The 11,277-nt window shown below is 71.6% G+C and carries 8 protein-coding genes and 1 pseudogene; 5 read left to right on the top strand and 4 right to left on the bottom strand.

What is annotated here, in order from left to right; genetic code table 11:
- Together VF697_RS13175 and aceA are read left to right on the top strand one after the other, a co-directional pair.
- Positions 1 to 528, top strand: a pseudogene (locus VF697_RS13175) (malate synthase A); the annotation flags it as partial.
- Between the two features lie 70 nt (positions 529 to 598).
- Positions 599 to 1,885, top strand: a complete 1,287-nt coding sequence (gene aceA / locus VF697_RS13170) for an isocitrate lyase (RefSeq protein WP_331094842.1) — start codon at positions 599 to 601, stop codon at positions 1,883 to 1,885.
- Here the strand turns inward: aceA and VF697_RS13165 are convergent.
- Together VF697_RS13165 and VF697_RS13160 are read right to left on the bottom strand one after the other, a co-directional pair.
- Positions 1,882 to 5,106: an ATP-binding protein gene (locus tag VF697_RS13165; RefSeq protein ID WP_331094841.1), complete on the bottom strand. Its 3,225-nt coding sequence runs from the start codon at positions 5,104 to 5,106 to the stop codon at positions 1,882 to 1,884. The two genes, aceA and VF697_RS13165, sit on opposite strands and share 4 nt — an antisense overlap.
- Entirely contained in the window at positions 5,103 to 6,359 is a 1,257-nt protein-coding gene (locus VF697_RS13160; RefSeq protein WP_331094839.1) for a DNA repair exonuclease, read from the bottom strand. The genes VF697_RS13165 and VF697_RS13160 overlap by 4 nt, the downstream gene beginning before the upstream one ends.
- Positions 6,360 to 6,594: 235 nt before the next feature.
- Here VF697_RS13160 and VF697_RS13155 point away from each other — a divergent pair, with 235 nt between their 5' ends.
- The 3 genes from VF697_RS13155 to VF697_RS13145 are packed head-to-tail and all read left to right on the top strand — an operon-like array spanning position 6,595 to position 9,280.
- Positions 6,595 to 7,317, top strand: coding sequence for a hypothetical protein (locus VF697_RS13155; protein WP_331094838.1), 723 nt, complete (start codon positions 6,595 to 6,597; stop codon positions 7,315 to 7,317).
- 47 nt (positions 7,318 to 7,364) lie between these two features.
- Entirely contained in the window at positions 7,365 to 8,147 is a 783-nt protein-coding gene (locus VF697_RS13150; RefSeq protein WP_331094836.1) for a hypothetical protein, read from the top strand.
- A 59-nt stretch (positions 8,148 to 8,206) separates the two neighbouring features.
- Positions 8,207 to 9,280: an AAA family ATPase gene (locus VF697_RS13145; protein ID WP_331094834.1), complete on the top strand. Its 1,074-nt coding sequence runs from the start codon at positions 8,207 to 8,209 to the stop codon at positions 9,278 to 9,280.
- Positions 9,281 to 9,339: 59 nt separating this feature from the next.
- Here VF697_RS13145 and VF697_RS13140 read toward each other — a convergent pair whose 3' ends face one another.
- Complete coding sequence (locus VF697_RS13140) at positions 9,340 to 10,620, bottom strand: TIGR04013 family B12-binding domain/radical SAM domain-containing protein (RefSeq protein WP_331094832.1); 1,281 nt, start codon at positions 10,618 to 10,620, stop codon at positions 9,340 to 9,342.
- Positions 10,620 to 11,135, bottom strand: coding sequence for a G/U mismatch-specific DNA glycosylase (gene mug / locus VF697_RS13135; RefSeq protein ID WP_331094830.1), 516 nt, complete (start codon positions 11,133 to 11,135; stop codon positions 10,620 to 10,622). The genes VF697_RS13140 and mug overlap by 1 nt, the downstream gene beginning before the upstream one ends.
- Positions 11,136 to 11,277: the final 142 nt, after the last annotated feature.

Here is an 11,277-nt window from a genome sequence, read left to right as displayed (position 1 = left end):
GGCCATGACGGCACCTGGGTGGCCCACCCGGGCCTGGTGCCGGTGGCCCGCGCCGTCTTCGACAAGGCCATGCCCGGGCCCAACCAGCTCGGCAACAAGCGCCCGGACGTGCGCATCTCCGAGGCGGACCTGCTCGCCCTGCCCGAGGGCACCCGCAGCGAGGACGGCCTGCGCCACAACATCCGCGTGGGCGTGCAGTACCTCGCCGCGTGGCTCGGCGGCCTGGGCTGCGTGCCGCTCTACAACCTCATGGAGGACGCGGCCACCGCCGAAATCTCCCGCGCCCAGGTGTGGCAGTGGATGCACCACCGCGTGCCCCTGGCCGACGGCCAGCCTGTGACGGCCGAGCGCTTCCGCCAGGTGCTCGCCGAGGAGATGAAGCGGATTGAGGCCGAGGGCGCCACGGAGCGCTACGGCGCCGAGCGCCTGGAGGAGGCCCGTGTGCTCTTCGAGAAGCTCTCCACCGCGCCCCGCTTCGAGGACTTCCTCACCCTCCCCGCTTACGAGGCGCTCACCGCGCACGGCTGAGCGTGCCGTTTTCCCGCAGCCCGACGTTCCTTTTCCACACCCGTTTCCATCCAATTCGAGAGGAGCCGACATGTACGACGCCGTGACGACGACGAATGACGCCTCGCCCCACGCCAAGCTCCACGCCCAGCGCTTCGAGGGCATCACCCGCAACTACTCGGAGGCGGACGTCGAGAAGCTGCGCGGCTCCATCCGCATCAGCTACACGCTGGCCGAGATGGGCTCCAAGCGCCTGTGGGAGCTGCTCAACACCAGGGACTATGTGCACGCGCTCGGCGCCCTCACCGGCAACCAGGCGGTGCAGATGGTGCGCGCGGGCCTCGAGGCCATCTACCTGTCCGGCTGGCAGGTGGCGGCCGATGCCAACACCGCCGGGCAGATGTACCCGGACCAGAGCCTCTACCCGGTGGACAGCGTGCCCAACGTGGTGCGCCGCATCAACGCCTCCCTGCGTCGGGCGGATCAGATCGACCACGCCGAGGGCAAGAAGGAGCGCTACTGGTTCGCCCCCATCATGGCGGACGCGGAGGCCGGCTTCGGTGGGCCGCTCAACGCCTACGAGCTGATGAAGTCCATGATTGAAGCGGGCGCCGCGGGCGTGCACTTCGAGGACCAGCTCGCCAGCGAGAAGAAGTGCGGCCACATGGGCGGCAAGGTGCTGGTGCCCACCAACAACTTCATCCGCACGCTGACGGCGGCGCGGCTGGCCGCGGACGTGATGGGCGTGCCCACCATCCTCGTGGCCCGCACGGACGCCGACAGCGCCAAGCTGCTGATGAGTGACGCGGACGAGTACGACCACGCCTTCATCGACCGCAAGGCGGGCCGCTCGGCCGAGGGCTTCTACCGCCTCCAGGGCGGCGTGGAGTGCGCCATCGCCCGTGGCCTCGCCTACGCGCCCTACGCGGACCTCATCTGGTGCGAGACGAGCACCCCCGACCTCGCCCAGGCCAAGAAGTTCGCCGAGGGCATCCGCGCGAAGTTCCCCAACAAGCTGCTGGCCTACAACTGCTCGCCGTCCTTCAACTGGAAGAAGAACCTGGACGACAAGACCATCGCCAAGTTCCAGCGCGAGCTGGGCGCCATGGGCTACAAGTTCCAGTTCGTCACCCTGGCCGGCTTCCACGCCCTCAACTACTCGATGTACGAGCTGGCGCGGACGTACAAGGACCGCGGCATGGCGGCCTACTCCGAGCTGCAGCAGAAGGAGTTCGGCTCGGAGAAGGACGGCTACACCGCCACGCGCCACCAGCGCGAGGTGGGCACCGGCTACTTCGACAAGGTGGCCGAGGTCATCTCCGGCGGCTGCGCCAGCACCCTGGCCCTCAACGACTCCACCGAGGCCCACCAGTTCTAGAAGCGGGCGGTTGAACGCCCCACCGAAGCCGCGGCTCCCGAGGACGCTCCCCGGGGGTCCGCGGCTTCTGTCTTTCCGGACGCCGCCAGCTCCACCACCCGCGCGCCCTCGGCCTCGAAGAGCTCGCGCAGCCACGGGTGGCAGGTGAAGGCGATGACCTGGTGGCGCTCGGACAGCCGCGCCAGCAGCCGCAGCGTGCCCCGCGTGCGCTCCAGGTCGAAGTTCACCAGGATGTCGTCCACGATGAGGGGCAGCGCCCCGCGCGTCTCGCCGAAGTCCTGGATGACCGCCAGCCGGAACGCCAGGTAGAGCTGCTCGCGGGTGCCTCGCGAGAGCTGCTCGGCGCTCCAGTCGCGCCGCGCGTCGCTCACCCGCAGCTCGCGCTTGCCTCCGGCCGGGACGAAGACGCGGCGGTAGCGGCCTTCCGTGAGCTGCGCGAAGTGCTCCGAGGCGAGCTGGATGACGCGGGGCTGCTGCTCCTCCTCGAAGCGCCGCCGCGCCCGGGACAGCAGCGCCAGCGCCAGCCTGTCCGTGGCATAGCGGTGGGCCAGCTCCGCGGCCCGCGCCCGCAGCCGCTCCTCCAGGATGCGCAGCGAGGCCAGCTCCTCGTCATTCTCCCAGTGCGCGAGCTGGCTGCGCGCGGCGCCGTACTCGGTGTGCAGCGCCTTCAAGCGCTCGGCACAGGCGGGCTCCTGCATGCGCAGCAGCCCCAGCTTCTCCTTCAGGTGCTCCTCGCCGCCCAGCGCGTGCAGGGCCTCCCGCGCCGCCGCTTCCTCCAGGCCCACGGCGGCTTCGATGCGCCACGTCAGCTCGAGCACGCGGCGGGTGAGCCCGGTGAAGTGCTCCGCCTGCCGGGCCCGCTGCCGGAAGGACTCCTCGGTGTCGCTCCCCCCCTGCGCCAGCAGCGCCGCCAGGGCTTGCGCCTCGGACTCGCGAAGACGCGCGAGCTGGGCCTTGTCCGCGCTCCAGTCGTCCCGGCGCGCCCGGAGGGCCCGCGCCTCCGCGTCCCGCGCCTTCAGCTCCTCCAGCGCCGTGGCCACCCCAGCGGCCACCGACTCCACGGGCCCCTCCGCCAGCCTCGCGGCCCGGGCCTCCTCGTGCAGCCGGGAGACGACCGCCTCACAGGCGGACTCGTCCGTGGCCAGGGCCCGCTCGTCCGCCCTCAAGTCCGCCAGCCGCTGCCGCTGCTCGGCCGCGTCACGCCACAACGCCAGCGCCCGCTGCGGAGAGAGGTCCCCGGGGAAGCGCCGCGCGGCGAGCAGCGCGGCCAGCTCGGCCTGGAGCGCCCGCACCTGGGCCACGGCCCGCTGTCCCGCCCCCTCGGCGGCATGGGCCTCGCGCACCACCGCGTCCCGCTCCGCCAAGCGCGTCTCGCACTCCCGGCCGAGGTGCTCCAGGCGCTCCGCCTGCCGCAGCAGCTCGGCCATGGCCTCCTCCCGCGCGCTGAGCTCGGCCGCGGGCACCCCGGGAGGAACGCCCGCCTCGCTCGCCGCCGCCACCAGCTCGCGCTCCAGCCCGGCCCCCCGCCCCGCCAGGACGTCCAGGGAGGATTGCACCCGGGCCACTTCCTGCGCGTGCACCCGCTGGCGCGCGGCGTGGGCCTCCTCGTTCCGCTGGTGGCCGCTCACCGCGCTCCGGTGGCCGAGCACCAGCGGGCCCACGAGGAGCAGCGCGCCCACCAGGGCGAGGACTCCCGCCCCCACTCCCGCGTACAGCCCGAGGCCGAGGGCCAACACCACCGCCCCCACCACGCCCACCCCCACCGGCCAGAGCGCCGGCGCCGCTCCGAGGGGGGGCTCCACCTGGGCCCGCAGGGCCTCGAATCGCTGCCGCAGCTCGGCGCGCTGGGCCACCACCTGCTCCCGCTCCACGCGCAGGGGCCGCAGGCGCCCCAGGGCCGCCTGACGACGGCGGACCTCCGCGACGGCCACGTCGGGCAGCCGGGCCCGCTCGGCCTCCAGACGCGCCAGGGCGGTGTCGAGCCGCTCCAGCGTCCCCCGCGCCCGCCCGAGCGCCCCTTCCGCGTCGCGTCGCTCGGTCTCCGCTCTCGCCAGACGATCCGCGAGGGACTCCAGGGAGCCTCGCGCCGCCGCGCCCAACTCCAGCGCCAGCAGGCCCGCCGCATCCACCTCCAGCCCGAGCCCCCCGAGGGCCTGCTCCACTTCCCGGCGCCGCGCCTCGAGCGCCGCGCGACGGCCCGGCAGCGCGCGCAGGAGCTCGGCCCTCGCGGTGAACGCGGCCAGCGCCGAGCGCAACCCCTCCTCCCGCTCGCGCACGGCCGAGGCCTCGGACAGCCGGGCCAATTCCAGCTCGGCCGAGGACAACAGCTCCTCGACGCGAGCCTGCTGGGCCTGCGTCTCCCGCAGTCGGGGGAGCAGCTCCTCCAGCCGCGCCTCCCCTCTCTCCGGGAAGGTCGCCAGGTCCGGCAGCGCGGCCAGCTCCGCCCGCAGCCGCCCCAGCTCGCCCAGGTCTCCGAGCGCGGTCTCCAACCGGGACAGCCGCCCCAGCTCTCGCGAGAGCGTCTCCTGGAGCGCCGCCGTCTCCTCCTGCTGCCGCGCCAGCGAGGCCAGCCGCTCGCGCTCCTCGAAGTACTTCGCCGGGCGATCCTCCAGCTCGCGCAGCCGCGCCTTGACCTCCTCCAGTTGCTTGAGGACCTGGTTGAGCTCGGGGTTCCTCCCGCTCACCTTGAAGAGCTCTCCGGCCCGCTTCTCCAGGTGCTTCTCCACCTCCGGCAGCCTGCGCGCGCCCTGCAGTCCGGCGGCGAAGAGCGCCCGGGAGACTCCATCCTCCTCGGCCAGCTTCTCGAAGGTGGACAGCTCCTCCAGGCTGAAGGCGAACACCTCGCAGAACAGGTCCCGCGACACGTGCGCCAGCGCCTCGTCCAACCGGGACGAGAGCACCTCGTGCCCCTCCGGGCTGAGCACCGTCAGCGCCGCCTTCCCGCGGCGATCCACCACGCGGCGCACCACCAGCGGGCCCACGCCCGTGCTCACGCACAGCTCCCCCCCGAAAGTCCCCGCCTCGGGCTCGTAGCGCGACTCCGAGCGGCCCCGCTTCTCGAAGCCGAACAGCATCGTCCGGAGGAACGCGAGCAGCGTGCTCTTGCCCGCCTCGTTCCGCCCGTACAGCAGGTTGAGGCCCGGCTTCAGCTCCACCGCGTAGTCGGAGAAGTGGCCGAAGCCGTGCACCTTCAACACGTCGATTCGCAGTCCCCCACTCACGCCTCGTCCTCCTCGTGGAGCTGCTCCACCACCTGCAAGCCGGCCCGCTCCACCAGCTCGGGACGGGGTGACTCCAGTGCGTCCACGCCCAGCCGCCGCAGTCGCTGGCTCAGCGCGCGCAGCTCCGGGTCTTCCGCCCACAACGCGCCCAACGCCTCCGAGTCCTCCGTGAGCGTCTCGGCCTCGGCCAGCAGCGTCCCGGCGAAGCCTCCCGCCAGACGCACCGTCCCGAGGTCCAGCTCGGGACGGCTCGCGTCGCGCAGGGACTCCAGCAGCACCGGTGGGTGACGCCGGGAGAGCTGCTCGCGCAGATCCGCTTCGAGCTGGCCGAGCGCGTCCGGCCGGGACAGCTCCCGGTGCAGCGGGCCCCGCCCCGTGAGCGTGAGGCGCACCGCATGGCCCTCCAGCTCCTCCGGGCAGCTCGCGTCCACCTGCTCCATCACCGCGCCCACGAGCGCGTCGAGCGCGCCGAGCCCTGTGAGGGCCACCTCCAGCCGGTGCCAGCGCACCCGGTCCACCGGGACGAAGCGGCGCCGCGTCTTCCCCTCCTCCACCTCCACCAGCACGCAGCCGCGCTCGCCCGGCTCGTTCACGTGCCGCCCCTGGGGGTTGCCCGGGTAGACGGCCACCGCCCCCCCGGCGAGCGCGTACTCGGCCCGGGTGTGCACATGGCCCAGCGCCCAGTAGTCGAGGCCCCGCGCGCCGAGGTCCTCCACGGTGCAGGGCGCGTAGTTGGCATGGCCCTCCAGCCCGCCCAGGTTCGCGTGCAGCAGGCCCACCGTGAAGTCCGGCGCCGTCCGGTGGAAGCGCGCGGACAGGTTCTCGCGCACCTCCACCTCGGGGTAGGAGATGCCCTGTACCCGGCAGAGCAGCCGGCCGTCCCGGCGCACCTCCAGCTCCTCCCACTCCGAGCCGAACACCTTCACCGAGCCGGGCAGCCCGAGCGCTCCCGTGTCCCCGCTCAAGGGGTCATGGTTGCCATGGACGATGAAGGTCTGGATGCCCGCGGTATCCAGCCGCTCCAGCTCGCGCCGCAGCGCCAGCCGCGCGCGCACCGAGCGGTCCTTCGCGTCGAAGAGGTCCCCCGCCAGCAGCAGGAAGGCCACGCGCTCGCGCAGGCACAGGTCCACGACGCGGGAGAAGGCGCGGAAGGTGGCCTGCTGGAAGGTGCTCGCCAGCGCCGAGTCCGTGGAGATGCCTCGGAAGGGGGTATCCAGGTGCAGGTCGGCGGCGTGGACGAACTTGAAGCGCATGGCGGGGCCCACAGTAGCCGTCCCATACCCGTGAGCCAGAAATCACGGGCGTGGAGACGGTGAGCCTGCCCGAGGTGCGTGCGTGGAGAAGCAGCCGCGGTTGCTCACCTGAGCACCACGGCGAGCGGGGCGTCGGGAGGTCAACTCCCTGATGACTCCTCGGCTCGCCCCTCGTTTCCGGCAATGAAACCCTGGACGCACTCTTCTGCACCTTGCCTGGAAGGAGCCCCATCCGATGCGCCTGCTGCTGGGAGTCCTCATGCTCCTGGGGTGCGCCCCGAGCTTCTCCCGACCCCCCGTTGAGGGCGTGGACGCGGCCTCGGCTTCGGCGGGTGCGAGCCTGCTGGTGCATGGCGGGCCAGAAGGAGACACACCGGGTGAATGGACCGTCTTCCTCCCGGTGGAACTCGACGAGGCGGGCCTCGAGGGCTGGAGCGCGGAGGCGCTGCGCTCGGCCGGCTACCTCATCGTCGTCATCGAGTTCGAGGACACTGGCGAGTCCGCATCCGCTGAGCATCCGGGCAGCGAGCCAGATGCGCTCCTATCGAGCCGTCCTCCCCGGCGGGGTGGCCTGGGTGGGCCTCCGGTGCGGCGCCCGCCCTTGCTCAACCCTCGTCCAACGCAGCAGCAACGTCAGGAGAGGCAGCGGCGCGCGGCGGATCTGGCGGCGTTGCAGGCCGCGCGCAAGCTCTACTCCCAACGGCTGGCGGAGGCACAGGCGCTCTATCCCAACAGCCAAGGCTACCAGGACCATCACCTCGTTCCCGTGTATCTCGGTGGACCGAGGAGCGGCGTGACGTACCGGATTCCCACCGCCTACCACAAGCTGCTCACCCGGGAGTTCCGGAGGCAATGGAGTTACGACAGCCGGCCACCGAAGCCGACGGAACTCCAAGACCTCCTGCTCAAGGTCTACTCCCAGTACCCCATCCCCCAACTCATCGGAATCAATCCCTGACCATGCGTGAGATCATCGAATTCAGGATTGGAGAGCCCGAGGCAAGCATGATCCCGGGGAATCCAGGCAGGAGCCTGGGAATCGTCCGCAAGGTCCGGCTGCCCCTGGAGGACGAGCGGGTCCGCCTGATTGGTGAGCTGAATCGCGAGTTCAACCGGCAAGGTCACTCGTTCTTCATGGGCTGGTCCATCTCCCGCCACTACACGCCGAAGGAAATCCAAGCCGCCGAGCTGTTTTCCCTTCGTCCCCGCGCCATCTTCGAGCCGTGCGGGGAGATGTGCGGCACGGAGTATGACGAGTCGGAGGCGTGCCCCCTCTGCGGCGCGGGTGCACGTCAATCCACGGCGCTCCACCTGGAGCCCGAAAGCATCCCGAAGCGGGACCTGAGCTTCACGATCGCCAGGGAAATCGTCGTGTCGAGCCGGCTGGCCCAGGCCCTTCAAGCCCATGGCATGACAGGAGCCGCGTTCCTGCCGGTACGAGATCCAACGGGGAGGCTCCTCGAGAACTGGCGCCAGCTCACCATCACCTCCGCACCGGTGGACATCGTTCCGCCCACCCTGGTGGGAAGCGACCTCTTCGATCTCGATGAGCAGGGTCAATTCCGCTGTCCCCAGGGCCATGTGCTCGGCCTGAGCTTTCTCTCCGAATTGTGGGTGCGAAGGGAGAGCTACGATGGCAGTGACCTGGTCCGGACGCGGCAGCTCACCGGTCTGCGCCGAGGGGTGTTGCACCCGCAGCCGGTGCTCCTTTTCTCCCCAAGATTGTACCGGCTGCTGCGCGAGCTGAAGGTGGGCCGCCTCGTGGTGGAGGTGGCCCACCTGACTTGAGGACCTACGCCACGGGCAACCCCTGACCCGCGCTCGAGGACGGGCTACAGTGGCCCGGCATGTCCGTCCGTGAGCTGTGGATTGCTGGCTACCGCTCGGTGCGCGAGCTGCGCTTCCCGCTCGCGCCCGTCACCGTGGTCGAGGGCCCCAACGGGAGCGGCAAGACGAACGTCTACCGCGCCCTGCAACTGCTGCTCTCCGCCGCCGAGGGGTCGCTCTCGCGCACGCTGGCGGAAGAGGGCGGGATGCCCTCCGTCCTGTGGGCGGGCACGCGTCAGAAGAATGCTCCGGCGCGACTCACCGTGGGGGTCCGGCTGGACGACCTCGCCTACGAGCTCTCCTGCGGGCTCGTCCCCCCACCCCAGGGGCCCTTCATGCTCGATCCGGACGTGAAGGAGGAGACGGTGTGGATCCACGAGGGCAAGCGCCGACACGTGGTGGCCGAGCGCCGTGCCGCGAGCGTCTTCGCCCGCGACGCGGAGGGACACCGCACCACCTTCGCGGCCGAGCTGTGGGGTGGGGAGTCCGTGCTGGCGCAGATCTCCGAGCCCCACCGCTTCCCCATGCTGAGCGCGCTCCGGGCGGAGCTGCTGCGCTGGCGCTTCTACCACCACTTCCGGACCGATCCGCTGTCGCCCCTCCGGCAGACCCAGGTGGGGGTGCGCACGCCCGCGCTCGCGCACGATGGGAGGGACCTGGCGGCGGCGCTGTTGACCATCCAGGAGATAGGAGACCCCCGGGCCCTGCACGCGGGCGTGGAGAACGCCTTTCCCGGCTCGAGCCTGGAGCTGGACAGCGAGGCCGGACGTTTCTCCTTCCGCATGCGCATGCCCGGGCTGCTGCGCCCGCTGGAGGCGGCGGAGCTGTCGGACGGGACGCTGCGCTACCTCTGCCTGCTCGCCGCCCTGCTCTCTCCCCGTCCCCCGCCCTTCATCGCCCTCAACGAGCCGGAGACGAGCCTGCACCCGTCGCTGCTACCGGCACTGGGACGCCTCATCGCCGCCGCAGGCCGCCGGGGACAGGTCTTCGTCACCACGCACGCGCACGAGCTCGCCCGCGCGCTGGAGGAGCACGCCGGGGCCACCCGCCTGCCACTGGGCAAGGACGCGGGAGCCACGGTGCTCGTGGAATGAGAGGAGCCCCCATTGAGGGGCGACCCAGCGCAGGTGTTCGACAGCTGGAAGCGGCGGGCTCAGCGCCTCGGCTGACGCCGCTCGGCGATGCCGTTCGCCAGCTTCACCTGCTGCTTCCAGTGGCCATAAAGGCGGCCCTGGGACGCCAGCCGGTCCAGCTCCCGCTGCGTCTCCTCGTCCACCGAGCCCGGAGGCGCGTCCCGGTACGGCGTCCCGGGCAGCGGCATGAACGTGTGCCCGTGCACCTTCGCCCCGAGGTCCGACAGCCGCCGCATCAGCGCCAGCGTCGCCCTCACGTCCTCCGGCGCCTCCCCCGGCAGCCCGAGGATGAAGTCCACGTTCGGCACGAAGCCCGCCTCCACCGCCAGGCTCGTCGCCCGCACCACCGTCTCCACATCATGCCCGCGGTGGCTCGCCTGTAGAATCCGCTCGCTCCCGGACTGCCCGCCGATGATGAGGTTGTCGTTGTCCACGTAGCGCTTGAGCAGCGCCAGCGCCTCGGGCGTCACGTGCTCGGGCCGCACCTCCGAGGGGAACGTCCCGTAGAACACCCGCCCGTCGGGGCCCATCGCCTGGCGCACCGCCGCCAGCAGCCGCTCGAGGGCCTCCAGGTTCACCGACTCGTCCGGCGAGCCATACGACATGGACGTCGGCGTGATGAAGCGGATGTCCCGCCTGCCCGACTCGCGCAGCACCCGCGCCCAGTGCGCGATGTTCTCCACGCTCCGGTGCCGGAAGCGCGCCTTGCTCATGAAAGGCGTCTGGCAGAACCGGCACGCGTAGATGCAGCCGCGCGTGATCTCGATGGCCCCGAACTGCGAGTGCTTCGCCGCGAAGGGGGGATACGTGTCCAGCACCACGCCCTCTCCACGCCCCTGCGGCACCATCCGCCCCTCCACCAGCCGCGCGAAGCCTCGCGTCTGCCGGGGGTCCTCCCCTCGCACCAGCCGGCCGAGCAGCTCCAGCAGCAGGGGCTCGCCCTCGCCCACCCCCACCAGGTCGAAGCCCGCCCGCAGTGTCTGCTCGGTCTCCGCCGTGGCGTGCACCCCGCCCGCGATGCACAGCACCTCGCGGCCCTCCAGCCGCTCGCGCAGCCAGGCCAGCTCCTCCACGGCCGCGGGGAAGCTCGCCGAGTAGAACGACCACGCCACCACCACCCGGTACCCCTCGTCGTGGCATTGACGCACCGTGGCCAGCAACGACTCGCGGTCCCGGGGAAAGCGCAGGGCCACGTGCTGCCCCACCGCGTCCGCCTCCACCGCCCCCGCGAGGACGGTGAACGCGTACTTGCCCGGGTACTGATAACTCAGGACGAGCGCGACCTTGGACGTAGACGCCATCACCCCTGAAAGCTAACACGCCCGTCCACCGCCACGCGCAGCTCGCGGAACAGCCGCGCCAGCTCCACGGGCCGGTAGTGTGCGTTGAGGCCGCTCGGGTTGGGCAGCACCCAGACGCGAGCCCCGCCCAACGTCTCCGGCTGCGGTCCCAAGGAAGCCCTTGGGTGCTTGAAGGCCGTGCGCCAGGCGCCAATGCCCAGCACCGCCAGCACCCCGGGCCGGTAGCGCCGCACCTTCGCCTCCAGCCGTCGCCCGCCCTGGGCGAGCTCCTCGGCCGTCAGCACGTCCGCGGAGACCGTGGCGCGCTCCACTACGTTGGTGATGCCACAGCCGAGCGCGAGCAGCTCCTCCTGCTCCCAGGGCGCCAGCAGGCGCTCCGTGAAGCCCGAGGCATGCAGCGCCGGCCAGAAACGGTTGCCCGGCCGCGCGAAGTGGCAGCCCACCACCGCCGAGTACACGCTGGGGTTGATGCCACAGAAGAGCACCCGCAGTCCGGGCCGGAGGAGGTCCGGCATCGTCCGCCCCACCGCGGCGAGCAACTCCTCCTTCGTGGGCTTGCGAGGTGACTTCAGGCGTTCCTCCCTTCACCTGAACCTATACCGTCTCCTCCGGGCCGGCATCCCCCACCGGATGGTGCACCGGTGGACGGGAGCCCCG

It is taken from the genome of Archangium sp. (assembly GCF_036388035.1).
GTDB lineage: Bacteria > Myxococcota > Myxococcia > Myxococcales > Myxococcaceae > Archangium.
The sequence above is the reverse complement of the archived record's forward strand: the minus strand, read 5'-3'. Positions and strand labels throughout refer to the sequence as shown.